A 26,224-nucleotide genomic window follows, 5' to 3' on the forward strand; every position below is an offset into this window, starting at 1 on the left:
CGCAAAAACACCTCCAAGGTTGTCTCCATATCTTACGACATGGTTGCATTCTCTTGAAGGTGTTTTAATTTGTCTCACGCTATGGGGTCAGTCCCTTCCCATGCGGCCTTCTTATATGATCTATCAGGATTTAGATTGCTGTTTATCGTCTGGCTTGGGGAGATCCCGGGGATTCCAATTCTCAGCCTGAGGCTCCACATCCTGCCGCTTCTTCACCTTGTCTCGTTGTTCCTGCGAGTCGTTCTTTGTGTTCTGATGATTGCGCACTTCTTCACTGCTTGGTTGTTTCATGGGATTACCTCCTTTTTGTCCGTATAATAAATACATACCCGGAATGCCAAAAGACAAACAGGCATTAAAGACAAGCCATTTGATTTTCATATGGCTTGAAGTTAACATGGTAACTGAAAGATCTCTACATACCATATAGAGTTATCGATAAACGAGAGGAGAGATACAGTAATATGGCTAACCGATCACAGCGTACGCTGCTGTTTACAGGTGCTTATGCGGAAGAGGATCAAAGCGGTGTATGTATATATGAATTTAATGAGGACAGCGGCGAGCTGAAGCTGCTCGATGAGGTCTCCGGCATTAAGAATCCGACATTCCTCAACGTGGACGCGGATAACAGACGCTTATATGCCATTGGCGAAATGGCAGAGCAGGGAGGCAAGGCAGGCGAGGTTGTCAGTTTTGAGATTGATCCTGCTGCCGGCAAGCTGATCGAACGGAATCGCGTTCGCAGTGTCAGCAGCTCGACTTGTCATATACAGCGCGACGAATCAAGTAAGTATCTGATCGTTTCAAGTTATCATGGGGGCTTGGTAGGTCTTCTTTCTATCGATGAGGAAGGTCTAGCCGGTGAGCTGCTGGATGAGAAGAAACATTCGGATCTCGTGCCTGTGCGTGAAGCTCAGCAAGCCAGAGCGCACTCGGCATTTTACAGTCCGGATGGTAAATATGTGTTTGTGCAGGACTTGGGATTGGACAAGATTCTGTCTTATACAATTAATCCGGATACCAACGAGTTGAGCTTCCACGGTGAGACCCAGCTTGAAGAGGGGGCAGGACCCCGCCATCTGGCATTCCATCCAAGCGGAGTTTATGCTTATGTCATTAATGAACTGAATTCAAGCGTAACGGTGCTTCGTTACATCCAGGACGAAGGACGCTTGGCTGTTCTGGAGACGATATCAACATTGCCTGTGGATTTTGACGGGGAAAGCTATTGCGCTGAGATTGCTGTGTCTGAGGACGGCAAAACGGTGTATGGATCTAATCGCGGACACGACAGTATCGTTGTGTTCTCCGTACATGAAGATACCGGCTATTTAAGCCCGGTTCAATATATATCCACGGAGGGCGGCCATCCTCGCCATTTTACGCTGATGCCGGGGGGCAAGTTTATGGTGGTTGCCAACAGGGACGGGAACAATCTGGTGTTATTTAATGTAGATCCGGAAGATGGAAAGCTTGCCTTCACAGGGTATACAGTCAGTCAATCGAAGCCGGTATGCGTGAAACCAGCGGTATTCCAGCTTTAAGCTGCGGAAGAACAAGATTTGATAGTAAATTGTATGACAGCATTGGTCAGGCAAGATTCAGAGCTGGACTCCTTGGGTTATGTATAATCATGTAACTGAACAAGGAGGTTGTGGCAATGTCAACGAATCAACGTTTGGATGGCAAAGTAGCCATCGTTACCGGTGCGGGTTCCGGAATCGGCCAGGCCTCAGCCCTTCTGTTGGCGGAGCAGGGAGCTAAGCTGCTGTTGATCGATATCGATCGTGAACGCGTAGAGAAGGTGAAGAGCACCATTGAACAAGGCGGCGGCGAAGCCATAACGGGCAACTGCGATATCTCCCATGCTGAATCGCTGAAGGATTGCTTCAGCGAAGCGGTTGATAAGTGGGGCAAGATCGATATCGTGTTCGCAAACGCAGGAATAAACGGAACGAAGGCCCCGATCGAAATCATGGAGCTGGACGAATGGGATGCAACCATTAACATCAATTTAAGAGGAACCTTCGCTACGGTGAAATATGCGATTCCCTACTTAAAAGAAGCGGGGGGCAGCATTATCATAACCAGCTCCATCAACGGAAATCGGGTGTTTACCGGGTTTGGTTTCTCTGCATACAGCACAACAAAAGCAGGTCAGGTTGCTTTTATGAAGATGGCGGCTCTGGAGCTTGCACGTTATAAAATCCGGGTAAACGCGATCTGTCCGGGTGCAATCGCAACCAACATTGATCAGAGCACGATTGCCAAGCCGGAGCTGGACGAAGTGACCATCCCGATTGAATATCCGGAAGGGGACCAGCCTTTGGCAGATGGTCCGGGACAACCTGCGCAAGTGGCCCAACTGGTGGCTTTTCTGGCATCCGATGATTCCTCGCACATCACCGGCACGGAAATCTATATCGATGGTGCGGAGTCGCTCATTCATTAAATGCTGCAGTGTTCGTTTTGATTTGACAAAACCGGGTCTATTCCTCATAATAAATGAACGTATTGTCAAATCGAATTGTGGTGATGAAGATGGGGATGGGAATTGTAGTTGTGGAAATATGCGACAGCAACTTGATGAGTGCTTTGGAACTTGAGCATCTTGAGGAATTGTATCCCGAAATCGCGGTCCTGCGGGCGGATTGCATGAATCTTTGCGGTCTGTGCAAGCTGCGTCCATATGCAATGGTGAATGGAAACCGTGTATTTGCGGCAACGACGGAAGAATGCGTCGAGAAGATCAAAGCTGCTATCGAGGCTGAACTGGCTGTTTTCCATGATATTTAATCGCTAGAAACAATTAAATACATGTTGATATCATCCCTTTTTGCACATAAATGTTGAAAAGTACATCTGAAACGATGACTTAACATTTGTTGGCAGAAAGGGATTTTTACATATTGCATCATAATGAAATTCGAAATAGTGTAGCAATATTCCATCTTGAAAATTATGTAGATTTTTAAGATAAGCGGTTGCTTGATATAAAAAGTATGATTATACTTTGATTCAAAAGGAATAAATTGTGAGAATAAATTTAATTATTACTATAATTTACATCAAGTAATAATTAAACCATAAGATTCCCTTCCTAGAATATATACTATAAATTGATGTAATTAAGTATTCCTATACTAAAACCAAGGAGAAATATATGATCTTTCGTTCTATTCCCTCTGTTGCCAGCCAATTAAATCATCCCATTATAAAAAATATAGTAGAAAATCATGCTGTATCATCCGACTATATCACCATATTAATAAAAAAGTATCTTGAAGAAGTTAGAAGCGAAATCGTCTCTGGACAGTTGACATCCATCTCGGAGGATCAATTGCTAAACGATCTTGTAGATTTTATTCGGAAGCGTTTAAAACCCAATATGGTTCCAGTCATTAATGCCACTGGCGTTGTTTTGCATACCAATCTAGGACGTTCTGTACTTCCGAATGCGGTTAATCAGCATCTAACAAAAATAGCCGGAAGATACTCGAATTTAGAATATAATCTTGAAACAGGAAAGCGCGGATCCAGACATGATATCGTCGAACAACTTATTACGACTTTGACGGGTGCAGAGGCAGCCTTGGTTGTGAATAATAATGCATCCGCTGTATTTCTTATACTCAAGGCAATAGCTTCAGAAAAGGAGGTTATTGTATCCCGAGGTGAAATTGTTGAAATCGGAGGATCATTTCGTATTTCTGACATCATGAAGGAAAGCGGGGCTGTTCTTAACGAAGTTGGTACGACTAACCGCACATATACGCATGACTATGAGCGAGCAATCAATGAGAATACGGCTATGTTACTTAAGGTCCACAAGAGCAATTTTGTAATGAACGGATATACACATTCTGTATTGACTGAAGACCTCGTCATGCTTGGACAGAAGCATCATATTCCGGTGTATGAGGATCTTGGCAGCGGTGTATTATACGATTTAAAAAAACACAAAATCGGCAACGAGCCGTTTATTAAAGAGATCGTCGACAAGAAAGTAGATTTGATCAGCTTTAGCGGCGATAAATTGTTAGGAGGACCTCAAGCCGGCATTATTATTGGTAGACGTGATTTAATCAATACCTTAAAGAAAAATCCGCTCATCAGAGCTTTGCGACCGGATAAGTTAACTCTTGCTGCTCTAGAATCCACGCTATTATTGTATCTTGATGAAAAAAAGTTGGTAGAAGAATTACCTACACTTAGAGATATCCTGCTTACGCCACAAGAAATTAAGAAAAAGGCAGAGGAGCTTTGTGACCTACTGTTAGACGACTATAAACCATATGCTAAAATCATTCCAGATTACTCTGAGATCGGTGGCGGTTCGATGCCTGATGTAAAATTGCCATCTTTTGTTGTCGCGGTTCATTCCGATCGATTCGATGTACAGTGGTTGGAAAGAGAACTACGAAAGCATGATCCTCCGATCATTGCTCGAATTCATAAGAATGCCCTTCTTCTAGATGCTAGGACGATACAGGCGGACGAAATTGTGATTGTTGCGCAAGGATTAAACGAGATCTTTGGAACCCGTATGATTTAAAACTATTGAATAGCATTGGAGATCAAACTATGTATTATACGATTGGAATCGCTGGTCATATTAACCATGGTAAGACTTCATTAACGAAGGCTTTAACGAATATTGATACCGACCGTTTGAAAGTAGAAAAGGAAAGAAACATCTCCATTGAGTTAGGTTATGCTCAATTCTCATTATATGGTATAGAAGCATCCATTATCGATGTACCGGGACATGAAAAATTCATAAAGAAAATGATTGCGGGGGTCGCAGGGATAGACCTTGTCATCCTGGTCGTTGCCGCAGATGAAGGGGTAATGCCCCAGACGAGAGAGCATATTGAAATTCTAACGCTGTTAGGGATCGTGAATGGTCTTATTGTTGTCACGAAAATTGATAGGGTAGAACCTGAATTTCTGAATATGGTTGTAGAAGATATAAATAAGGTCGTAAAAGGCTCCATTTTTGAAGAAGTTGAAACGTTGTTTGTGGATAATATAAGAAAAACAGGGATCGATGAACTTAAGCTATCGCTACATGAGAAGTTGATAGAAATCCCGCAACGAATTTCTAATGGAGCTTTAAGATTACCGATTGACCAGGTGTTTACCATTCACGGTCATGGAGTCGTTGTAAGAGGGACGATATACGAAGGGGTTGTTAATAAAGGGGATACGTTAATCGTATTGCCACAACAATGCTCAGTAAAGGCAAAGGAAGTTCAAATACATAACTGTTCTAAAGATAAAGCTTCGGCAGGTCAGCGAGTAGCCATCAATATTGGTGGTGCACTTAAACAAAGCAAAATAAAGAGGGGCGATGTTATCGTAACATCAACCAATTTCACACTAAGTACGATGGTGGATGTGTCACTTAACTCAGTAAATCACCTTCAATATCCTGTAAAACAACGTACCCCCATCCATTTTTATTGTGGAACAACCGAATCCTCGGGATACATTGTATTCTTCGATCGTAATGAATTACGCGAAGGCTCTGAAGTTTTGTGTCAAATTCGATTAACGAATCCGATTGTCGTTAAACGCGGCGATCGTTTTATTATAAGACGCCCTTCACCTTCAGAAACCATCGGTGGTGGATGGGTTATTGGTACGGCCGGTGAAAAATATCGATTTGGTGAAGAAACGATTCAGAGGTTATTGCAACAAAGAGAAGCAAGTTCGGAAGAAAGAGTATTAGATGTATTATCAACAAAAAAATGTTTGGATAAAAATGAAATAAGTAAATCGTTGTCAATTAGCTCTGATCAGATCAACGAGATATTAAATGGGATGATAGACAGCGATCAAATTGTTGAAATCGAGCCTGGTTTTTTCACTTCTAAGGAAGTTTATAATGATGCAGGATCCCAGGTAAAGTTTGAAGTGCACAAATACCATGAATTAAATCCTTTCCGAATCGGGATAAGCAAAGCAGAGTGCATTCAAATTTTGGAAAGAAATTTTCCTAAAAAACTAATTGAGGCGGTTATAAACAAGGAAATAGAAAAGAGAACCATTGCAAGGGAGCAGCACATCATTTATTTGACAGATTTTGAGCCTCATATCCCGAAAGAACTTGTGTCGAAATTTGACAGAGTTTTAGACAATTTAAAGCATGATCGGATGGAGGTGAAGGAATGGGGGGAATACTGCAGAAGTGAAAATGTCCATAGTCGATTTGAACATGAATCATATCATTTCATGATTACGAAAAAACTGGGTTATCCAATTGGAGATAAACAACTTATTCATTATGAAACTTTTGATGATCAATTTAAATTACTATATCACGCAACAAAAAAACAGCCATTTTCTCTGCAAGATGCAAGGGAAATCTTAAGTATGCCAAGAAAAAATCTAGTTAAGTTTCTCGAACTTCTGGACTTCTTACAATTTACCAAGAGAGTAAAAGAGATCCGAAAATGGACATTGTGAATGAGTTAATGGCGAGACTGTGTGGGAATCGAACCCACCGGAGATCCAATAATCTCCCAAAAGGTTTTGAAGACCTAGAGGAACACCAGTAACCTAGCCAGCCTCAAATAACTAATTTTGGAATCTTATTATACAACTATATATTCACATTATCAAGCATAGTCTACCGATCAGAGTTTGTATTTCAATTTCATATTTAGGCAATCATACTTTTTGAGCTAATGGTCCTATTTGAAAGAATTATTAATATAACTATAATTGATATACCAAGTAAATATTTGGGCTATATTTCTTTTATTTGGATATTTTAAAGGAAATTGAAATGACATGCTGGAAGGAGGGAGACTAAGTCAAATTCCGTCGGCGTTTCGTCTTTAGCAATCCGAATACTATTACTCGTAATACTTGGGAGAGAAAATGTTAAATGAAATTGAAAAGATAAGCGCTATTGAAGAACCTCGTATTTATGATAACGATTCTAAGAAATTTATTGAACATTTTTATGAGCTTCGAAAGAGATTACTTTATTTCGTAGCTGCATTTTTAACGAGTTTAATCATTACGTATTTTACATCGCCTTATGTTGTGAATTTGTTGCAATCGTCAGCAATTTCTCACGAAATTGAACTAAATGTTTTTAAAGTCACGGAATCTGTTTCTATCTATGCTAAAACGATGCTCCTTCAAAGCGTGTGTTTATCATTTCCAATCTTAATTATGCAATTGTTTCTTTTTATTAAGCCGGCAATTAGCAAGAATATCACAAAAGGCTTTATAGTGTTCTCAATTATCGTATCTATACTCTTTTTTCTTGGAGTGCTTATTGGCTATTACTTCTTGACACCATTTTTGTTTTCATTTTTTCTGGGTGTTACCGAGGATCTGAGTATGAATACGATGTATAACTTCTCCGATTACTTTCAGTTTGTATTTATGATCTGTTTATTGACCGGATTAATACTGGAAATCCCCGCATTTATGGTTTTTTTAACTCATCTAGGAATCATATCCCCGACTACCATTAAGAAATTTCGTAAATTTTTATATCCCATCTTTTGTATAACTGCTGTTGTTTTAACTCCACCTGACTTTATTTCGGATATTACTGCCATGATTTTATTAATCTCTATTTTCGAAATTGGGCTAGCATTGTGCGCTTTTTTAGAAAATAAACGGAAGAACTGAAAGGGGAGAGGTTATGTTTAATCAAATCGGCGTCCCAGGCATTATTCTATTGTTGATTCTTGGCCTTGTCGTATTTGGGGCGAAGAATTTACCGTCAATGGGAAGATCGCTAGGCTCCGCTGTGAAAGAATTTAAAGAAGGGATTTCGAGTAAAGAACCTAAAGATCAATAAAATCGAAGGGAACTATATTTATGTTAGAGCTAGCGGGCAGCATATTAAAAGTTGTATTTTTCTTGATTTTTTTAATATCCTCGGTACCAAAGCTTGCCAACATAAAAAAATTCGTCGATGGCGTCATCGAGTATAGAGTCGTTCCAAGGAAATTATCTGTCATGTATGGTTATACCCTGCCTGTCATCGAACTGTTTGCTTCAATTTTGATTATATTTCACAGCAGTTCCTTCTACGGCTTTATGATGACTTTGTTGCTGCTGGTCAGTTTTCTTATCGCGGATATCATGGTTATCAAGTCAAAACGATCCGTTACATGCTCATGTTTCGGAAACTTCTTGGAAAGCCAAGTGGATATTTTTTCGTTGTACCGTAATGGTGCCTTAATCGTATTGAATGTTTTGGCAATAGGAGTAACATGGTCTCAACATTCTATATACTCAGCAGCATCATTGGTATTAGGTATAGTTATAGTCTTTATCTACTTTCTTTCGCAGAAAATATGGAATGATTATAAGAAAAACATGAAGCTATTAAAAGCCTAACGGGAGGGTTTATGGACATATTATTATATTCTAATGTGCTCTTGTGGATCGTTGTGTTATTCATGTTGTTCTCATTATTTCTTCTTTATAGACAATTTGGTTCCGTGTACTTGGGCACACGTGAGGCCATTACTCGAGACGGTGTATCGATTGGGAGCAAGCTGCCTGAATTTTCAGCAAAATCGTATTTTTCAAATGAAAGAATACCGATCGATTCATTTTTTCATAAACCGACATTGATTGCTTTTATCTCGCCTGGTTGCAAACCTTGCCAGGAATTAATTCCCGAATGGAATAAAGCTTATATGAAATATAATGAAAAAATCAACTTTGTTATTGTAGGGCTCGGGGACAAGACGTCGTTTTCCAAACTTTTAGCGGATAAATCATTGATTGGTGAACTATTATTAGATGAAGAAAGAGAGATACTAGCATCCTGCCAGGTTAGAGTTACACCGTTTGCATTTGTTATAGACGAGAATGGGACAGTCAAAGGAAAAGGATTATGCAACGGTATCGAACACATCCATGGTTTAATATCGGCACTTGAAGGTGAATCTGTGTTAGTTGAAGAAACAAATCTCCCTGAAAGGACGGTAAAATAAATGATTAAATGGCTTGAATCGGTTGATAGGTTTACTAAGGTTATGGCTGAGAACTTGGAACGAAAAGTTTCACGATCAACGTTCTTAAAAACAGTTCTTTCCACTGCTTTCCTTTCATTCGTTTCTTTCTCGGCACGTCCGGTTTTTGCGGATGGATCTTCCTCGTGGTGCCAAATTTGGGGATACGATCAATCTGCGACTTGTAATTTTCCTAACCGGAAAGCTTGTCCAGGGTGTTCAAGTTCACAATCAAGCAAATGTCCAACGGGCTATAAAGTCTCTTATGCGCATGGTTACGAATCGACAGGCTGCTGGTGCCTAGGTTATTCTTGGGGTTCGATAGCTTGTTGTGATTGTACATTAAGCGGTAACGACTCCACTCGACCATATACATCGGATTGTGGATGTGCCGTAACGATAAGATAATTAGGGGGAATTAGGCTTGGAATATGTTGAATTCATCATATTGTTATTCCTGGCTTGCACAGCAGGCGTAACTAAAGTAAGCACAAATTGAGGGCTAAATGTGACCTTCGAGGTCAGTCTTCTCGGTGAGAAGACTTTAAAAACAAGAATGAAGTGCTGGGCTAACTATTTGATGGCTTCGTCCCTTTCGGGCGCGCTATCAGGATTTTTGTATACTTTATTATTATTTGTCGTTTTCTCATGGTTGCCGTACATTCTAAAAATGATATTCATGATCGTATTAGTCGGATTATACATTCTGCATGATTTTAAAATTTTAAATTTAAAAGTCCCACAGCGGAAATGGCAAATCCCGGCATCATGGGTTAATGGACCTCCGGTTCGAAATATGTGGGTATGGGGAAGCATTCTGGGAGCGGGGATCTTTACGTATTTACCATTTATGACCTTCTATATACTGTACATCTATATTGGTCTTTTTAAAGATCCAACCGTTGGGCTGCTTTTCGGCTTTTTGTATGGTTTTTCGCGCGCAATGCCTACAATACTTTTCTCGTTGAGAAAAGAATTAGATGTGACTAAAGTTAGAAGCTTGTATAAGAATAAATCCGGGTTTTATAAATCCATAAATGGTATTGCATCCACGTTGTTCTTGATTTATTTAGTGATGGAATTGACAATGTCGCTAAAATGATAAATGTTCTAAATAAATAAGCGACCGTCCCTCGCAATTGTTAGGGACGGTCGCTTGTTATTTCTTCAGGTTACTTATAATCAGGAAGCGTTATGGCTTGCAGCCACAATCTCCTCACACTCGGTCGAGCAGCAGCTATGATGCAGCTCTTCACACTCTTCGCAGCATACATGCTGAAGATGGCAGGCATCATTATCACAGTTAATGTACCGGTCTTCAGGCTTACCGCAGTGGTGGCATTTACCGACAATAATGTCCTCGTCCGTCTGATTGATCGGCACGGAGATGCGCTCGTCAAACACGTAGCATTTTCCGTCGAACAGACGACCTTGCACTTCAGGATCTTTGCCGTAGGTGACAATCCCGCCATCGAGCTGGGCAACATCCTTGAAGCCTTCCTTAAGCATGAAGCCGGTCAGCTTCTCGCAGCGAATGCCCCCGGTACAGTAAGTCAAAATCGTTTTGTCCTTGTGTTCGCTCAGATTCTCCCGAATCCAATCCGGAAACTCCCGGAAGGACTGAACCTCTGGACGAATCGCATTACGGAAATGACCGATATCATATTCATAGTCATTACGTCCATCGATCACAATGATATCATCGCGCTGCAATTGCTCGTAGAATTGCTGAGGCGATAAGCGGGCTCCGCTGATCATGTTAGGGTCGAGCTCGTCCTCCACGCGGAAGGTCACGAGCTCTTCGCGGTGACGGACGAACATTTTCTTGAAGGCATGTCCTTCGGATGGGTCGATCTTGAACACCATATCCGCAAATAACGGGTTGGCATGCATATCCTGCATATATTGTTCCGTCTGTTCAATCGTACCGGAGACTGTCCCATTGATGCCCTCGGAGGCAACAAGAATACGTCCCTTAAGCCCAAGGTCCTTGCAATACTGAAGATGTTCATCTTTGAAGACTTCAGGGTCCGGTATCTGAACAAATTTATAATAGAGAAGGATCTGATAATTCTGTTGTTCTGACATGATTTAATCACCTGTTCTTTTTATATATTCAGCCATACGTATACCTTATAGAATTGTAGTGAATTCATTTCACATAGTCAACTTAAATGTATAGAAAGTTTGCCATGAAATGTGAATTTTGGGGTTCCAAGAGCGAATGAAAGCGGTTATGATGAAGGGGTGAGCAGGAGAACACTTTCATTAAAATGGAGGCGTTAAACAGCATGGTACATATCGAGCATAATGCACTCGTATTGTTTCAAGGCGACAGTATTACCGATTGCGGTCGAAATTACGAGGAGTCGGACAGTTTGGGGCATGGATATGCACTCATGGCTGCTGCCCGGTTAGGCATGGAGTCTCCTCTGAAAAGGCTGCGTTTTCTGAATCGCGGGATTAGCGGGAACCGGGTTGTCGATCTGCGGGGCCGCTGGGAGGAAGACTGCATTGGCCTTGATCCAACATGGGTATCCATATTGGTCGGCATCAATGAAACGGGCAGGAAGTATAATCAGGGCGAAGCAACCTCCGTGGAGGCCTATTATGAAGGGTACCGGGAGCTTCTTATCCAAACCCGCGAATTAACCGGTGCGAATTTCATTCTGATGGAGCCGTTCTTGCTGCCTGTTACAGAAGCAAAGAAGGAATGGCGTGAGGATCTGGATCCCAAAATTCAAGCCGTTCGCGAATTATCACGTGAGTTTGAAACCTTATACGTTCCGCTGGATGGGATTTTTGCAGCAGCGAGTTCGAAGATGGAGATGAGTTACTGGGCACCGGATGGTGTACACCCATCGCCGGCAGGTCATGCGCTCATGGCAGAAGCTTGGTTAGCCACAATGCAGGGGCGCTCGATTCTGTAGACTCGGAGAATTTATCTTCTATATAAGAACATATCATGCTTGGCTGACATCCCCGGGGTTGTTGTTGTCCGGGGATGTTCTTTTGTGTAAAGGATCATTCTCTTGAAAATCCTGATTGACGAATACAATTGGGTACATATAAAATGTTCATAATAGACCGTTGTTCAATTGGAACGACCTATTTTTTGACTTTAATGCTTTCGTCTATGAAAGCGGGGAAGCGTTGTCGCTTTATGTAGAAAATTATGGTTTGCAAGGCAAAGTGGTTAACAAATGAGAGGGGAATCATGATGAAGAGAAAAATGTGGTTATCACTTACACTGTCCGCATTGCTGGTTACGGCTGTTGGGTGCGGGGACAAGCAGGAAGGCGGCACGACCCAAACGGGTAGCGGCGGAGATGCAGAGAAGAAAGAGTACAGCATTGCGATATCGCAGATCGTAGAGCATCCATCTCTGGATGCAACACGGGAGGGTATTCTGGCAGCACTGAAGGAAGCCGGCATCTCGGAGGATGACAAAACGCTGAAGATTGATTACAACAATGCACAAGGTGACCCGGCGAACAACCTCTCGATTGGACAGAAGCTGAAGGATACAAAATCGGATCTGGTGATCGCGATTGCAACCGATTCGGCACAGGCTGTGGCGCAGAACGTGAAGGAGAAGCCGGTCTTGTTCGCAGCTGTAACAGATCCGCTCGATGCGAAGCTGGTCAGCGATTTGAAGAAACCAGGGGGCAACATCACCGGGGCATCTGACACGAACCCGGAAGCAACCAAACAATTGATGAATTTTGTAAATACTCATTTTCCAAATGTTAAGAGGATTGGTTTGGTCTTAGATGAAGGAGAAGCAAATGCGGTTGTTATGGCAAACACGGCAGAAGAGGTACTTTCGGAGCATGGAATCGAGCTTGTGAAAGCTGCTGTTACCAATACTTCGGAAGTGAAGCAAGCAGCGGAATCGCTAGTCGGTAAAGTGGATGCCTTTTATATCACACTGGATAATACCGTGGTAAGTGGAGTCGAGACAATTATTCAGACCGCACAAAAGAATAAAATTCCGTTCTTTTCCAGTGACCGCGATACGGTGGAAAAGGGAGCTTTTGCAACGGTTGGATTCAAGTACTACGATCATGGATATCAAGTGGGCCAGATGGCCGTAGAGATCCTGAAAAACGGCAAGAATCCGGGGGACATGGAAATCACGAAGCCGGATAAACTCGATCTGATCTTGAACACGAAGGTTGCGGCTGACTATGGAATCGAAGTGACGGACGCCATGAAACAGGAAGTCAAAGACCCGGACAATAACATCATCGAGTAAGAGTAAGGCGCGGAGATAACAGCCCGCGCCTTGCTTAATCCTAAAGGAGGTCAAAGACATGCTGGATTTCGTGATGAAACTGGATGGTCCAATTGAATTGGGGCTGCTGTATGCGCTGATGGCGCTCGGCGTATATATTACGTTCCGAATTCTGGATTTTCCGGATCTGACCGTGGATGGAAGTTTTACGACAGGGGCAGCGATTGCAGCGATCCTGATTACAAACGGTGTGAATCCGTGGCTTGCAACGCTGGCTGCATTTGCCGGGGGCATGGTAGCCGGTATCTGTACGGGCTTGCTGCATACCAAGGGCAAGATTAACGGGCTGCTCTCCGGTATCATCATGATGATTGCCTTGTACTCGATCAATATGAGAATTATGGGCAAACCTAACATCTCACTAAGTCAGGAAGAAATTATCTTCGGGTCTATTGATCCGATCTATATTATGTTGGTGATTGTAATTATTGGAAAGCTGCTGCTGGATGCATTCTTCCGCACGGATCTTGGCCTTGCGCTCCGTGCGACAGGGGATAACAAGCGGATGATTCGCAGCTTTGGCGCGAATACCGATACAAGCACGATTCTGGGACTTAGCATCTCGAACGGACTGGTCGCTTTATCCGGTGCTGTGGTTGCCCAGCAGTCAAGTTTTGCGGACATCGGTTCCGGTATTGGAATGATTGTCATTGGCTTGGCGTCCGTTATCATTGGCGAGGCTGTTCTGGGTACCGGTTCGGTATTCCGGACGACGCTGGCTGTAATCTGCGGTTCGATTATTTATCGGATTGTCGTTGCCGCTGCTTATGAGATTCCATGGCTCGAAGCTTCGGATCTGAAATTAATTACCGCTGTTATCGTTATTATTGCCCTGGTGGTTCCAACCATCAACCGGGCGATGAAACAGCGTTCACAGGCACGGAGGCGTTCAATCGAACTATTGGCAGCTCAAGGGAAGAGCAAAGGAGGTGCGCTCTGATGCTGGAAATGAATCATGTCTCCAAGCTGTTTAATCCGGGCACGGTGGATGAGAAGATTGCCTTGATGGATGTCAATCTTCACTTGAAGCCGGGGGATTTCGTGACGGTTATCGGGAGTAACGGTGCAGGCAAATCCACATTGATGAATATCATCTCTGGCGTGATGAAGCCGGATGCCGGAGAAGTGCGTATTGACGGCACTTCGATCGGCCATCTGCCGGAATTCCGTCGCAGTCGCTGGATCGGCCGCGTATTTCAGGATCCGATGGCGGGCACTGCGCCGCATATGACCATTGAAGAGAATCTGGCGATGGCTCATCGCCGCGGCCAGTCCCGCGGGCTCAGCATAGGCGTTACAGCCTCCAAGCGCGCCAGCTTCCGCAAGCATTTGGAGCGGCTTGGCATTGGCCTTGAGGATCGGCTTCGGGCCAAAGTAGGGATGCTGTCCGGCGGGGAGCGCCAGGCGCTTAGCTTGCTGATGGCGACCTTCACGCAGCCGCAAATCCTGCTGCTGGATGAGCACACGGCAGCGCTTGATCCGGCCCGTGCCGAGCTGATCACCCGAATAACCGATGAAATCGTGCGGGATATGAAGCTGACCACGCTGATGGTTACGCACAATATGGAACAAGCCATTCGTCTGGGCAATCGCCTTATCATGATGGATAAGGGACGAATCATTCTGGATGTGGACGAAGAGCGCAAGAAATCCCTGACGGTGGAGCAGCTGTTAGGGGAATTTGAGCAGATTAGCGGTCACAAGCTGTCTGACGATCGTCTAGTTCTGGGATAAACATATTGTTGTGAGATGAGATACACTTCATCCAATATATTCGCTAAGCCCTTAAGACTGAGGGTTTAGCGTTTTTTTATACTCTGATTTCTTCCATGTCCGTCATCTCCATCGCTTTTTGCATGGATTCCTGATAACGTGTTAATGTTGGGTGAACCACAACTACAATCCAACAGAAATATCAAGTGTATGCTTTGTTGTAAAATGCCTGACGACTGCTAATCTTAATTAGCGGACGTTTGAATATAGGAGGCTTGTTGATCCATGGTCGTTCACAAAGATGATTTGCAGATGAACATTTTATTAGTCGAAGACGATAAGACGATTGCATCGGGTCTCGAATATTCGCTGCAGCAGGATGGTTTTTCAACTGTTCTCTGCCATGATGTTGCATCAGCCCAGAGGGTGCTCGCCGAGGACATAGATCAGTTTGCGTTATGCTTGTTCGATTTACAGCTTCCGGACGGGAGCGGCTACGAATTGTGCAAGCTGGTGAAAGAGCGACGAGACATTCCGGTCATCTTCTTAACGGTGATCGACGATGAGGTCAATGTCGTGATGGGGCTCGACATGGGAGCCGACGACTACATTACTAAACCATTTCGAGTTCGTGAGCTGCTCTCCCGGATCAAGTCCGTCTTGCGGAGATACCAGAAGCCGTCCCACACCAGAGCGATCATAGACATCGATCATATCCGAATCAATACGCTGGAAGGCAAAGTACATAAAAAAGGGACCGAAATTCCACTTACCGCCTTAGAGTATCGTCTACTGCTGATCTTTGGCAACCACATCGGACAGGTTCTCACAAGGAATCAGCTTCTGGAGCAAATCTGGGACGTGGCCGGCGACTTCGTGAATGACAATACGTTAACGGTTTATATCAAAAGGCTAAGGGAAAAGCTGGAGGATGATCCAGGACATCCGACTTTGATCAAAACCGTACGCGGATTAGGCTATAAGGTCGGTGATTAGATGCTGCGTAATCGGGAAGTCCAAATGTTATTGCTCGCCATGGGCGCAATCAGCTTATCGGCGATTGTTGCTGCTGCCTTTATCTCGTCTGTCACGGCGGCGTTTGTTGCCATTCTGTCCATTCTGCTTATTGGCACCAGTTTGTTATTCACGAGATGGAGATATCGCGAGCTGGCGAAGCTGTCCGCCTATTTACGGGAAATTAGCAACGGTAATGATTCCCTTGACATTCGCGATAATCAAGAAGGCGAGCTGAGCATTCTCAAGAATGATATTTACAAAGTGACCCTTATGCTCTCGGAGCACCGCTCTCTATTGCAGCGGGACAAAATCCAGTTGACGGATGCCATCTCCGATATTTCGCATCAGCTCAAAACGCCGCTTACCTCCATGACCGTGATGGCGGATTTGTTAAGCGCCCCTGACCTGCCTCCTGCCAAAAGATCAGAGTTCACCCATCATATTCGCGTCCAGCTTGAACGCATCGATTGGCTGGTTTCTTCCTTATTAAAGCTATCGAAAATGGACGCGAAGACCATCCCTTTCAAGAAAGATCAAATCCTCGTGAAAAGCCTTATTCAGAAGGCATTAGAGCCGATCATGATTCCGATGGATATCAAGGGACAGTCCGTTTCTATCGCGGGCGATGATAACGTTTCTTTTGTCGGCGATTTCAATTGGACTGCCGAAGCGGTCATCAATATTCTAAAAAACGGTGTGGAGCATACGCCTGAAGGCGGAGCGATCGCCATCACATATTCCGAAAACACGCTATTTACGGAAATTGTCATAACAGACAATGGAATAGGCATCCCGAAAGAGGATCTGCCCTACATTTTCAAGCGTTTTTACAAAGGGAAAAATGCCGGTGAGGGAAGCATTGGCATAGGACTTGCGATGGCACATAGCATCGTTGCCAGCCAGAACGGCGTGATCGATGTGATGAGCGACAGTGAGCAGGGTACGCAGTTCCGAATTAAATTTTATAAGCAAGTGGTATAGCGGGGCGGCACGCCGTAAGTGACTGAATTGTCACCTCCATCGTCACGGGAAAGTCATTTTAGACAGATAAAATGATATTCATCAGCTAAACGATGGAGGTGAAACCATGCAATTGAAGCAACACCGCAAGATGATATTGGGCCTCACGATAGGTTACACCCTGTTGATTCTTTATTTTTTGTTTTTCGCTTTCGGTCGATTAGACACGGTAGATCAGATTACGGAGCACACCTTTATGTTCTTGCCGGACAGTTTTTTTAGGCTGCCAGATATATCCGAACTTCTGCATCCTGCACTGATGGATCTTGTCGGCTTTGGGAACATCGCAGCCTTCATCCCTTTTGGCATTTTGATTCCGTTGTTATATCAGACCAGCTTTATACGATTCCTGACGGGGTTCATCCTGTCCATTCTCATCCTGGAGACCATTCAGGCACTGACGTTTCTCGGCAGCTTCGATATGAATGACGTCATACAGAACGCATCGGGCGCAGCCATCGGATTCGGGGCGTACAAACTCGGCTTTCGTACAAAAAACGACTGGAGAAATATAGCTGCTGCGGGCATTTCCAGTGTTGTCCTGCTGCTCGGGGTATGGGGAGTCTTCGGTATAGTTGACCAAGTGTTTACCAAAGAAATGGGTCCGTTTGTGGCGATAAATGAATGGAAAGACAGCACCGGAAACCCATCAAGGGGAACCCAGCGATACAGTCTCAGCATCGGCGGTCAAATTGTAGAACCCCAATATAATGTGTACAGCATCGAAGGCAAAATGAAGGAGGCGTACACGTATACGTTAGGCAACAAGGAGGAGATCTATCTCTACCTGAATTATGGAATTCCTGATCAAAAGGAATCCCATGGCAGCATCAGGGTTGCTGTCGATGGACATGAGATGCTGTCCGTATATGCAGAAGCGCAACGCCATGAGGCGAATATGTCCGAAATCCTCATTCCGCAGGCCCATGAGCTTACGATCACCCTGGAGGGCAATGCAACCCTGTGGGATGTTGGATTTAGAGAAATGGTATATTTCTGGAATTGAGTATTAAGAGCAGGAGGTATGGCAATGGAAATTTTAAGAATCGAGCAGTTGTCTAAAATATATGGCACAGGTGAATCGGCAGTGAAGGCGCTTGACGATGTTTCTTTTTCGGTGCAAAAAGGCGAATTCATTGCGATTATCGGCCCGTCCGGTTCGGGGAAATCGACACTGCTTCATATGCTGGGCGGCGTGGATCGGCCGACTGGCGGCAAAGTTTTTGTTCAGGATACGGACATGTATACCTTGAACGAAACGCAGCTGGCCATCTTCAGACGCAGGCAAATCGGCTTGATCTACCAGTTTTTCAATCTGATTCCCGTCCTGACGGTGGAGGAGAATATGACGCTGCCGCTCTTGCTGGACAAGCAAAAGGTAGATCAACAGCAGTTGGACAGCCTTGTGAATACGCTGAATTTGCAGCATCGGTTAAATCATCTGCCGAATCAGTTATCCGGCGGACAGCAGCAGCGGGTCTCGATTGGCAGAGCGCTCATCGGCAATCCTGCGATCATGCTGGCCGACGAGCCGACCGGGAATCTGGACAGCAAGAATAGCAGCGAGATCGTCGATTTATTAAAAATGTTGAATAAGACCTATCAGCAGACGCTGATCGTTATCACGCATGATGAACGAATCGCCTTGCAAGCCGACAGGATCATCTCAATTGAAGACGGGAGGATTGCCAAAGACGAGGTGATCAGGCGATGAACATTGTTCATACACTAACCATCCGGCATCTGAAGCAGAACAAGAGACGGACGCTGGTAACGATCATCGGCGTCATCATATCGGTTGCCATGGTGACCGCTGTCGCTACGCTTGTGTTTTCCTTCTCGGATGTAATGGTCAGGCACACCATTGCAGACACCGGGGAGTGGCATGTCCAATATCAAGATGTCACCAAGGAGCAGCTTGCGGCAATACAGGGCGATGACGAATCCAAATCTGTTGCGATGACAAGAGATGTTGGGTACGCCCCATTAGAAGGGGGTGAGAATCCCAATAAGCCGTATTTATTCATCAAGGAATATAATGCGCAAGGTTTTGAGCAATTTCAGATTGACCTAAGCAAGGGACGTCTCCCGCAGACGGACAAGGAAGTTGTCATATCCGAAGCTGTTGCAATGGACGCCAAAGTGAATTACGACATCGGCGATCATCTCACCCTTCGTGTCGGGGAACGATTCGAGCAAGAAGGCAATCATCGTCTGGACCAGACCGAACCGCTGCGCAGGGAAGACGGCACATTGACCGAAACGCTGGAGCATGTCAAGACAAGGGAGTATATGGTGGTAGGCATCATTAAATCTCCCGTATGGGAATCGGCTTGGGCCCCGGGGTATACAATCCTTAGTTATGTCGATGAAAATTTCATCGGGGCAGACGATCGAGTCGATGCGTTGGTGGTGTTACAGCGTGTCAACCCGTTCTTGTTCGTTCATGCGGAGGAGTTGGCTGAGAAGAACGATATCGGTAACGTCCAATATAATAACAGCTTGCTTCATTATTACGGCCTGTCCAAAAGCGAAGCCTCGTACAGCATGATGTTCTCCTTATCAGCGATCATTATGGGGGTCATTATGATCGGCTCGGTTTCGCTCATCTATAATGCTTTTGCGATATCCGTCTCGGAACGCTCCCGCCATTTAGGGATGCTTGCGAGTGTGGGGGCTACGAAGAGACAGAAGCGAAATTCAGTGCTTTTTGAAGGCATTGTCATTGGCTTGATCAGCATTCCTATTGGCATCCTATGCGGGCTTGCCGGAATTGGAATCACCTTTTGGTTCATGAATTCCATGATTCAAGGGGCATTATGGACCCAAGAAGAGTTGAGACTCATCGTCACGCCGTTATCACTCTTGATTACTTGTATGGTGTCGATGCTGACGATTTTCATTTCGACGTATGTCCCGGCGATCCGAGCATCCAAGGTATCCGCCATGGACGCGATTCGCCAAACCACCGATGTGAAACTTACGGTCAAAGCCGTGAGAACGTCGAAGTTCATTCGCAAGCTGTTCGGCATTGAAGCGGAGATCGGGCTGAAAAATTTAAAACGGAACAAACGGAGATATCATGCTATCGTATTTTCGCTTGTTATCAGCATCGTTTTGTTTCTAACGGTATCGTTTTTCACCGTCGGTATGAAACGATCCCTGGATCTGTCGCAGGAAGGCGTCGACTTTGATATTGAAGTATCGTACAGCAGCGGCAAAAGAATAGACGAACGGTTGATGCAATCGATTGTTTCCCTGGATGGTGTTACAGAGTACAATATGACTCACGAGTGGTACAAGAACGCTTGGATCGAGGAAGCGTTGATTGCCGAAGAATTGCAGGAGAAGGTTAAGAAGGATAGGGAGTTGCTTCAGAACGGGAAATATCCTTACGATATCAAGATTCATGCACTGAACGATTCCAGTCTGCAAGCCTATGCCACAGCCGTCGGCGCAGATTACACGCAGCTTACGGATCCGGATCATCCCGCCGCAATTGTGATGGATACAATCCATTACCAAGACATGAATACGGGGAGATATATCCAGACGAAGGCTATGTATGCGAATATCGGTCAAAGCATCGAATTAAAGAATATCAGTGAAGAAAGTGGCGGATCAACGAAGAAGATAAGCAACGTGACCGTTGCCGCATTGACGGATCAAGCTCCCATGGGGATGAACCCGGTAGGTGTTGGCGGGTTGAATATCATTGTGTCGGAACGCGTCATGGATCGACTGACAGACAACGAGGATTCAGCTAACGTTCAGACATACGTCCATCTGAGAAGCACGGAACCGATGAAAACGCAGCAGGAAATCGAAGAGATGCATGAGACCAATCTGAATATCTACAATGTGTATCAATCCAGAAGAAGCGAGGAACAACAGATACGATTGATGTCGGTCTTTTCATACGGTTTTATCGTACTCATATCGGCGATTTCCATCGCGAACATATTTAATACGATCTCAACCGGCATATCTCTTCGAAAAGTAGAGTTTGCGATGCTGAAATCCGTTGGCATGACGCCAAAAGGGTTTGCGAAAATGATGAACTACGAAAGTGTTTTTTACGGGGTCAAGTCGCTGATCTTCGGTCTTCCCATCAGTTTCGTTGTGATGTATCTGATCGATAGAGCATTTGCGAACAAATTTAGCTACGAGTTCACCTTCCCGTGGCTGAGCGTTCTGTCTGTCATGGTCGCGGTATTTGTCATTGTCGGTTCCGCCATGTTGTACTCCGGCTCGAAGGTGAAGAAGGAAAACATTATTGATGCATTAAAGCAGGAGAGTATATAATGAGGAAGCAGAAGAAGCGTATCCGAAATTTTCGGAGCGCTTTTTCTCATAGTAGAAATAAAACGGACGATATATAAAATAGATGAGAAATGTAAATATATTTGGTATTTTTAAAGTGTTTTGGTTATTTTGTGTAAAAATATGACGTAATTAAGTATTGACCGCTGGAATATTAATCAATATGATTACTATAAAGAGATATACTAATATTTGGGTTCTGATCCTAAAGGGTGGTGTTAGCTTGGAAATGACAGCCACGATTCGCGAACAAATGGAAGAGTTCCTACATAAGAACGAGATGACGATTAATCGGTTTGCTGAAATATCGGAGGTCAATAGCGGCACACTCAGCAACATTCTGAACGGAAATCGACCGATTTCCATGCAGCAATTGGACCGGATTACGGCAGGGATGGGTTTGGAAGAGGGTTATTTTTACGAGCTGTATATAGATGAATGCATATTTCATGCCACACCGGATTGGCGTCGGCTGGGACCGTTTCTTCACCGGTGCGCAGACCTGGGAAAGCTGGATTGTCTGGACAAGGCCGTCCGGATGACAATGGATAATATTTCCTATTCCCCCTTACTCTTTGAAACGGCGGAGGTTTTTTTCAGAGAGGGGAAGCACGAGGCGGCGGTGCTGCTCTATAAGAGCGTGGCTGAGAGTGAGAGATTCCAGCATTCCGAGCGGCTGGCTTTATGCCAGTATCGATTGTTTACGTTGGAATTGGGTGATGATCAGGAGGTTAATTCAAGGGCTGCAGTATACTTTGAACCTTATATTGATAGATTAGATGAGGTCTATCAATTGGATGCGCTAGTTGATTTAATTAATGTAAATGGTTCTATTCATAGATGGGATAAAGTAGAGGAATTCGCTGAGCTAATGTTGCATAAAGCAATGATTGAGTTTAAGTATAGTGAGACTAAAGGTTATATTGAAGTAAGAAGGAAGAATCCTCTTGTCTTTTATATTTTATACGCAAATCTATCATTAGAAAATAGCTATAGTGAGCGTGGAGAATACGAAAAGGCATTATACTATGTATCACAATATGCAAATCCTATATGGATAGAAGATCCGAATAATGAGGAAATGCGGATTATAGACCAGTTTAAAGAGTGGGCTGTAGCTAATAGATATGTGTACCAGTTAATGGTTGGTCAAATTGAGGTTCTCTCTGACTATGTGGATTATGTTTCGACACGAGAAGAAGAGATTTTTCCGGCTCTGTGTAACATAATGATTGCAGCGAATCGGCATCGATTTAGAGTTGATGATATATTAGAAAGTTATGGACAATATCTTGTTTATAAGGAACAACGATACCTTATAGGTAAAATTAGTACACAAGTTACACTCGAACGATACACTCGATTACTGGCGGAATTAGGAATATATTATATAAGTTTAGAACGTTATGACAAAGGAATTGAATTTATATTGGAAAGTTTGGGAAATTCCATTACAATCAATAGTAATAATGGCATGCTTAGATGTATGGGGCTATTCGAGCAATATCGTCATTTTTCGTCATTCGAATTACAAAAACGATATACTATTTTAGTTAGCGAGGTGCAAAAATTAAATGAGAAAAAAATTGGCTTATCTATTGGTTATCTCTAGTATCATTTGTGCTGTTGCTGTACCGACGATGAACGTTAATGCAGAGAGCAACAAACAACCAGAGATACTTACGACGTCTGGTCATGGTTTTGGACTTGGAAATAATTAAGATACTTAATCGCGAAATAAGTGTGTTATAGATTAAGTAAGATGCTTCCGAATTTTTGGAGGCGTCTTTTTATTATATTTCGTAGTATTATTAATATATTTCATCATTTAAAAACAACAGATCCATTATGTTGATTCGCTATTGACCTCGCTAAAGTAAAATAATAGCATGTAATTAAATATTTAATATACTAATTTCTGGTTCTCATCTGGGGGTGTTGTTACTTGGAAACGACAGCCACGATTCGCGGGGAAATAGTTGCATTTTTGCAGAATCATCATATGACGATTAATCAATTTGCCAGGATATCGGGTATCAACAGCGGGACACTTAGTAATATCCTAAATGGTAATCGTCCCATGTCCATGCATCAGTTAGATCGGATTACCGACGCAATGGGTCTGGAAGAAGGCTATTTCTATGATCTGTACATTCCTGAGTGTATCTTTCATGCGACTCCGGATTGGCGGAGATTGGGGCCGTTTCTTCTCCGATGTGCAGAGCTGGGAAAGCTGGATTGTCTGCATCGGGCAGCCCGAATGACACTGGAGAACATATCGTATGCACCGATGCTATTTGATATGGCCGAAGCCTTATTTAATGAGGACAAGCATAAAGCGGCAGCTTTGTTGTACGAATCTGTGGCTGAGTGTGAAAAGTTTCAGTATTCAGAGCGATTAGCTCTTTGTAAGTATCGATTATTCGTAATCGGATTAGGAGAGAATCAGGAAGATAATTTACAAGCTGCTGTATACTTTGAACCCTATATTGATAGATTGGATGATATGTATCAATTGGACGCGTGTCATAAACTTATTAATTTAAATGTATCCTTACAACGGTGGGATAAAATTGAAGCGCTTGGAAAACTAATGGGGAAAAAAGCTGGAATTCAATACCAACAAAATAGAAGTACTCTTAGAACGTATGAGTTATCAGAGAGACCAATTATTTTTTATATATTATATTCGTATTTAATTCAGGCCTATATGTATCAAGAACGAGGAGATTATGACAATGCGTTTTATTATGTGTCGTTATATGAGAAACCTGATTGGATAGAAAATCCTAGCAATGAAGAGTTGCTGATTATGGAGCAGTTCAAGGAATGGGCTGAGGCTAATCGGTATATGTATGGTTTAATGAGTGGACAACCCAATGCTTTAAACCCATATGTAGATTATGTGGACTCACGAGAAGATGAGATTTTTTTGGCGCTTTGTAATATTCTGATTGCAGCCAATCGCTATCAACTTCATATCGATCATATATTGGATCGGTATAAGGAGCATCTGGTTTACAAAACGCAGCAAAATCAGCTCGGAAAGGTGAGCGATCAGGTGACCTTAAACCGCTATACGCGGCTTCTTGCGGAGCTTGGGATATATTATATAAATTCCAAACAGTTTGACCGTGGACTGGCATACATCTTGGACAGTCTGGAGTACTCCATCAGAACCAAAAGTGACAATGGAATGCTGCGCTGCATGGGGATATTTGAGCAATTCCGTCATTTTTCTTCCGAGGACACCCAGCGGCGATATACTGAATTAGTCCAGGATGTTCAGAAGCTATCGGTATACGCCTGGAGCCCGCAAGTGCAGAACTAACTAATATTTGGATTTCCCTGGGGGTGTTGTTATTTGAAAACGACAGCCACGATTCGCGGAGAAATAACGAAATTTTTACAGGATAACGAATTAACGCTAAATCAATTTGCGAGAATATCCGGTGTGAATACGGGGTCCTTGAGCAGTATACTTAACGGAAATCGTCCCATGTCCATGAATCAATTGGATCGCATCACTACCAGTATAGGATATCCTGAAGGATTTTTTTATGATCGATACATTTCGGAATGTATATTTCATACCACGCCTGACTGGAGACGGTTAGGAGCTTTTCTTCAACGATGCGCAGAGCTAGGCAAGCTGGATTGTCTGCAAAAAGCCGCCCGATTAACGATGGAAAATATCAGTTATGCTCCGCTGCTTTTTGAATTGGCGGAAGATTTGTTCAATGAAGAAAATTATAAAGCAGCGGTTATATTGTATGAGTGTGTAGCAGAGAGTGAGAAGTTCCAGCATTCTGAGAGGCTTGCCTTATGTCATTATCGACTATTTAAGTTAGAATTAAGTGATAATATGGAGTCTAACTTAAAGGTGGCCGTAACTTTTGAACATTATGTTGATCGGCTGGATGATGTGTATCAACTAGATGCATATAGGAAGCTTATTAACGTTAACGTTTCTTTGCTCAGAAGTGATATGGTGAAAGTTCTGGCTGAAAAAATGGGCCGTACGGCGAAAATACAATATACAAACAATAACAAAAAAAAGACAACGAAAAATGAACAAGAGAAACCCACCATTTTTTACATATTATATTCGTATTTAAGTCTATCATACGCTTGTCGTGAAGCAGGAAACCTTGAGGGTGCACTAGAGTATCTTTCAATGTATGAAAATCCTAATTGGTTAAAGGCAAAGGAATTTTCTGATGAGGAAATTATAACTGTTGATCAGTTTAAAGAATGGGCTAAAGCGAACCGTTACTTGTATAGACTCATGGCTGGAGATTCTGACGTACTGCCTGAATATATAGATTATATTGAATCAAGAACGGATGAGATTTTTACAGCCCTGTGTAACTTTGTAGTAGCTGCTAACAGATATCATTTCAACATAGATCATATAGTGGACCAGTTTCGGGAATACCAGGCATTTAAATTACAGAAAAACAAACTTGGGAAAGTTAGTGAACACGTCACAATGAACCAATATACGCGGCTTCTATCCGAATTGGGGATATACTATTTAAATTCCAAACAATTTGATCGTGGGCTGAAGTACATTGTAGATAGTCTGGAGTATTCCATTAAGATTAAAAGCGATCGAGGAATGCTGCGATGCATGGGGATATTTGAGCAATTCCGTCATTTTTCGTCCGAGGATATTCAGAGACGGTATACCGAATTAATTCGAGATGTTCAAAAATTATCGGTGTACGCCTGGAGCCCGCTTGTGTAGGGTATGGCTTGTGGCCATAACCAGTGAAGCAGCGTCAGTGGCCTCCCTGAGCTATAGCCTAATGTCCGGGTTTATGATAAACTCGGATAAGTTTATTTTTACATA

General features: G+C 43.3%; 24 protein-coding genes and 1 tRNA gene. 22 read left to right on the top strand and 3 right to left on the bottom strand.

Annotated elements, in window-relative coordinates; translation table 11 throughout:
• Positions 1-123: 123 nt before the first annotated feature.
• Complete coding sequence (locus M2277_RS05200) at positions 124-291, bottom strand: hypothetical protein (RefSeq protein WP_280754311.1); 168 nt, start codon at positions 289-291, stop codon at positions 124-126.
• Positions 292-464: 173 nt separating this feature from the next.
• On the opposite strand from M2277_RS05200, the gene M2277_RS05205 reads away from it, so the two are divergent.
• From M2277_RS05205 to selB, 5 genes are all read left to right on the top strand, one after another.
• Positions 465-1,547 (top strand): lactonase family protein, encoded by a 1,083-nt coding sequence (locus tag M2277_RS05205; RefSeq protein ID WP_006211169.1) that lies wholly within the window; start codon positions 465-467, stop codon positions 1,545-1,547.
• 116 nt (positions 1,548-1,663) lie between these two features.
• Positions 1,664-2,455 carry an SDR family oxidoreductase gene (locus M2277_RS05210; RefSeq protein WP_006211168.1) on the top strand — a complete coding sequence of 264 codons (792 nt, stop codon included), beginning with the start codon at positions 1,664-1,666 and terminating at the stop codon, positions 2,453-2,455.
• Positions 2,456-2,550: 95 nt separating this feature from the next.
• Positions 2,551-2,799 carry a YuzB family protein gene (locus M2277_RS05215; protein ID WP_006211167.1) on the top strand — a complete coding sequence of 83 codons (249 nt, stop codon included), beginning with the start codon at positions 2,551-2,553 and terminating at the stop codon, positions 2,797-2,799.
• 367 nt (positions 2,800-3,166) lie between these two features.
• Positions 3,167-4,558, top strand: coding sequence for an L-seryl-tRNA(Sec) selenium transferase (gene selA / locus M2277_RS05220; RefSeq protein ID WP_036642224.1), 1,392 nt, complete (start codon positions 3,167-3,169; stop codon positions 4,556-4,558).
• Between the two features lie 29 nt (positions 4,559-4,587).
• Positions 4,588-6,474, top strand: coding sequence for a selenocysteine-specific translation elongation factor (selB, locus tag M2277_RS05225; RefSeq protein ID WP_280754312.1), 1,887 nt, complete (start codon positions 4,588-4,590; stop codon positions 6,472-6,474).
• A 9-nt stretch (positions 6,475-6,483) separates the two neighbouring features.
• Here selB and M2277_RS05230 read toward each other — a convergent pair.
• A tRNA-Sec gene (locus M2277_RS05230) sits at positions 6,484-6,579 on the bottom strand.
• 312 nt (positions 6,580-6,891) lie between these two features.
• Here M2277_RS05230 and tatC point away from each other — a divergent pair.
• The 5 genes from tatC to M2277_RS05255 all read left to right on the top strand — a co-directional run bounded on the left by tatC (position 6,892) and on the right by M2277_RS05255 (position 10,101).
• Complete coding sequence (tatC, locus tag M2277_RS05235; protein WP_036642228.1) at positions 6,892-7,659, top strand: twin-arginine translocase subunit TatC; 768 nt, start codon at positions 6,892-6,894, stop codon at positions 7,657-7,659.
• A 13-nt stretch (positions 7,660-7,672) separates the two neighbouring features.
• Positions 7,673-7,831 carry a twin-arginine translocase TatA/TatE family subunit gene (locus M2277_RS05240; protein ID WP_006211164.1) on the top strand — a complete coding sequence of 53 codons (159 nt, stop codon included), beginning with the start codon at positions 7,673-7,675 and terminating at the stop codon, positions 7,829-7,831.
• 20 nt (positions 7,832-7,851) lie between these two features.
• Positions 7,852-8,376, top strand: a complete 525-nt coding sequence (locus M2277_RS05245) for a MauE/DoxX family redox-associated membrane protein (protein WP_006211163.1) — start codon at positions 7,852-7,854, stop codon at positions 8,374-8,376.
• An 11-nt stretch (positions 8,377-8,387) separates the two neighbouring features.
• Positions 8,388-8,981: a TlpA family protein disulfide reductase gene (locus M2277_RS05250; protein WP_036642230.1), complete on the top strand. Its 594-nt coding sequence runs from the start codon at positions 8,388-8,390 to the stop codon at positions 8,979-8,981.
• A gap of 526 nt (positions 8,982-9,507) precedes the next feature.
• A complete protein-coding gene (locus M2277_RS05255; protein WP_006211161.1) occupies positions 9,508-10,101 on the top strand; it encodes a hypothetical protein in 594 nt (197 codons plus the stop codon).
• An 80-nt stretch (positions 10,102-10,181) separates the two neighbouring features.
• Here M2277_RS05255 and trhO read toward each other — a convergent pair whose 3' ends face one another.
• Entirely contained in the window at positions 10,182-11,087 is a 906-nt protein-coding gene (gene trhO, locus M2277_RS05260; RefSeq protein WP_006211160.1) for an oxygen-dependent tRNA uridine(34) hydroxylase TrhO, read from the bottom strand.
• A gap of 203 nt (positions 11,088-11,290) precedes the next feature.
• On the opposite strand from trhO, the gene M2277_RS05265 reads away from it, so the two are divergent.
• The 12 genes from M2277_RS05265 (at position 11,291) to M2277_RS05320 (ending at position 26,119) form a co-directional block, all read left to right on the top strand.
• The gene (locus M2277_RS05265; protein ID WP_006211159.1) at positions 11,291-11,929 is read left to right on the top strand and encodes an SGNH/GDSL hydrolase family protein; all 639 of its coding nucleotides are present in this window, start codon (positions 11,291-11,293) and stop codon (positions 11,927-11,929) included.
• Between the two features lie 290 nt (positions 11,930-12,219).
• Positions 12,220-13,257, top strand: coding sequence for an ABC transporter substrate-binding protein (locus M2277_RS05270; RefSeq protein WP_006211158.1), 1,038 nt, complete (start codon positions 12,220-12,222; stop codon positions 13,255-13,257).
• Positions 13,258-13,315: 58 nt separating this feature from the next.
• Positions 13,316-14,236, top strand: coding sequence for an ABC transporter permease (locus tag M2277_RS05275; protein ID WP_063479974.1), 921 nt, complete (start codon positions 13,316-13,318; stop codon positions 14,234-14,236).
• A complete protein-coding gene (locus tag M2277_RS05280; RefSeq protein WP_006211156.1) occupies positions 14,236-15,030 on the top strand; it encodes an ABC transporter ATP-binding protein in 795 nt (264 codons plus the stop codon). The genes M2277_RS05275 and M2277_RS05280 overlap by 1 nt, the downstream gene beginning before the upstream one ends.
• A gap of 291 nt (positions 15,031-15,321) precedes the next feature.
• On the top strand, positions 15,322-16,005 hold the full coding sequence (locus M2277_RS05285) for a response regulator transcription factor (RefSeq protein WP_036642480.1): 684 nt from the start codon (positions 15,322-15,324) through the stop codon (positions 16,003-16,005).
• Entirely contained in the window at positions 16,006-17,007 is a 1,002-nt protein-coding gene (locus M2277_RS05290; protein WP_006211154.1) for a sensor histidine kinase, read from the top strand.
• Positions 17,008-17,113: 106 nt separating this feature from the next.
• A complete protein-coding gene (locus M2277_RS05295; RefSeq protein WP_006211153.1) occupies positions 17,114-18,052 on the top strand; it encodes a VanZ family protein in 939 nt (312 codons plus the stop codon).
• Between the two features lie 24 nt (positions 18,053-18,076).
• Positions 18,077-18,760 (top strand): ABC transporter ATP-binding protein, encoded by a 684-nt coding sequence (locus M2277_RS05300; protein WP_006211152.1) that lies wholly within the window; start codon positions 18,077-18,079, stop codon positions 18,758-18,760.
• Positions 18,757-21,351 (top strand): ABC transporter permease, encoded by a 2,595-nt coding sequence (locus M2277_RS05305; protein WP_280754313.1) that lies wholly within the window; start codon positions 18,757-18,759, stop codon positions 21,349-21,351. Before M2277_RS05300 ends, M2277_RS05305 begins: the two co-directional genes overlap by 4 nt.
• 241 nt (positions 21,352-21,592) lie before the next feature.
• Positions 21,593-22,981, top strand: coding sequence for a helix-turn-helix domain-containing protein (locus tag M2277_RS05310; protein WP_040680788.1), 1,389 nt, complete (start codon positions 21,593-21,595; stop codon positions 22,979-22,981).
• Between the two features lie 333 nt (positions 22,982-23,314).
• Complete coding sequence (locus M2277_RS05315; RefSeq protein WP_006211149.1) at positions 23,315-24,700, top strand: helix-turn-helix domain-containing protein; 1,386 nt, start codon at positions 23,315-23,317, stop codon at positions 24,698-24,700.
• A gap of 33 nt (positions 24,701-24,733) precedes the next feature.
• Positions 24,734-26,119 carry a helix-turn-helix transcriptional regulator gene (locus tag M2277_RS05320; RefSeq protein ID WP_006211148.1) on the top strand — a complete coding sequence of 462 codons (1,386 nt, stop codon included), beginning with the start codon at positions 24,734-24,736 and terminating at the stop codon, positions 26,117-26,119.
• The last annotated feature ends 105 nt before the right edge of the window (positions 26,120-26,224 follow it).

Source organism: Paenibacillus sp. LBL (assembly GCF_029893715.1).
Taxonomy (GTDB): domain Bacteria; phylum Bacillota; class Bacilli; order Paenibacillales; family Paenibacillaceae; genus Paenibacillus_AQ; species Paenibacillus_AQ glucanolyticus.

Excerpts from the sequence above, each read along its gene's own strand:
- M2277_RS05275 (WP_063479974.1), top strand. The coding sequence starts at position 13,316 with ATGCTGGATTTCGTGATGAAACTGGATGGTCCAATTGAATTGGGGCTG.
- selA (WP_036642224.1), top strand. The coding sequence starts at position 3,167 with ATGATCTTTCGTTCTATTCCCTCTGTTGCCAGCCAATTAAATCATCCC.
- M2277_RS05245 (WP_006211163.1), top strand. The coding sequence starts at position 7,852 with ATGTTAGAGCTAGCGGGCAGCATATTAAAAGTTGTATTTTTCTTGATT.
- selB (WP_280754312.1), top strand. The coding sequence starts at position 4,588 with ATGTATTATACGATTGGAATCGCTGGTCATATTAACCATGGTAAGACT.
- M2277_RS05280 (WP_006211156.1), top strand. The coding sequence starts at position 14,236 with ATGCTGGAAATGAATCATGTCTCCAAGCTGTTTAATCCGGGCACGGTG.
- M2277_RS05200 (WP_280754311.1), bottom strand. The coding sequence starts at position 291 with ATGAAACAACCAAGCAGTGAAGAAGTGCGCAATCATCAGAACACAAAG.
- M2277_RS05295 (WP_006211153.1), top strand. The coding sequence starts at position 17,114 with ATGCAATTGAAGCAACACCGCAAGATGATATTGGGCCTCACGATAGGT.
- M2277_RS05210 (WP_006211168.1), top strand. The coding sequence starts at position 1,664 with ATGTCAACGAATCAACGTTTGGATGGCAAAGTAGCCATCGTTACCGGT.
- M2277_RS05270 (WP_006211158.1), top strand. The coding sequence starts at position 12,220 with ATGAAGAGAAAAATGTGGTTATCACTTACACTGTCCGCATTGCTGGTT.
- M2277_RS05300 (WP_006211152.1), top strand. The coding sequence starts at position 18,077 with ATGGAAATTTTAAGAATCGAGCAGTTGTCTAAAATATATGGCACAGGT.
- M2277_RS05205 (WP_006211169.1), top strand. The coding sequence starts at position 465 with ATGGCTAACCGATCACAGCGTACGCTGCTGTTTACAGGTGCTTATGCG.
- M2277_RS05240 (WP_006211164.1), top strand. The coding sequence starts at position 7,673 with ATGTTTAATCAAATCGGCGTCCCAGGCATTATTCTATTGTTGATTCTT.
- M2277_RS05290 (WP_006211154.1), top strand. The coding sequence starts at position 16,006 with ATGCTGCGTAATCGGGAAGTCCAAATGTTATTGCTCGCCATGGGCGCA.
- M2277_RS05250 (WP_036642230.1), top strand. The coding sequence starts at position 8,388 with ATGGACATATTATTATATTCTAATGTGCTCTTGTGGATCGTTGTGTTA.
- M2277_RS05265 (WP_006211159.1), top strand. The coding sequence starts at position 11,291 with ATGGTACATATCGAGCATAATGCACTCGTATTGTTTCAAGGCGACAGT.
- tatC (WP_036642228.1), top strand. The coding sequence starts at position 6,892 with ATGTTAAATGAAATTGAAAAGATAAGCGCTATTGAAGAACCTCGTATT.
- M2277_RS05285 (WP_036642480.1), top strand. The coding sequence starts at position 15,322 with ATGAACATTTTATTAGTCGAAGACGATAAGACGATTGCATCGGGTCTC.
- trhO (WP_006211160.1), bottom strand. The coding sequence starts at position 11,087 with ATGTCAGAACAACAGAATTATCAGATCCTTCTCTATTATAAATTTGTT.
- M2277_RS05305 (WP_280754313.1), top strand. The coding sequence starts at position 18,757 with ATGAACATTGTTCATACACTAACCATCCGGCATCTGAAGCAGAACAAG.
- M2277_RS05215 (WP_006211167.1), top strand. The coding sequence starts at position 2,551 with ATGGGAATTGTAGTTGTGGAAATATGCGACAGCAACTTGATGAGTGCT.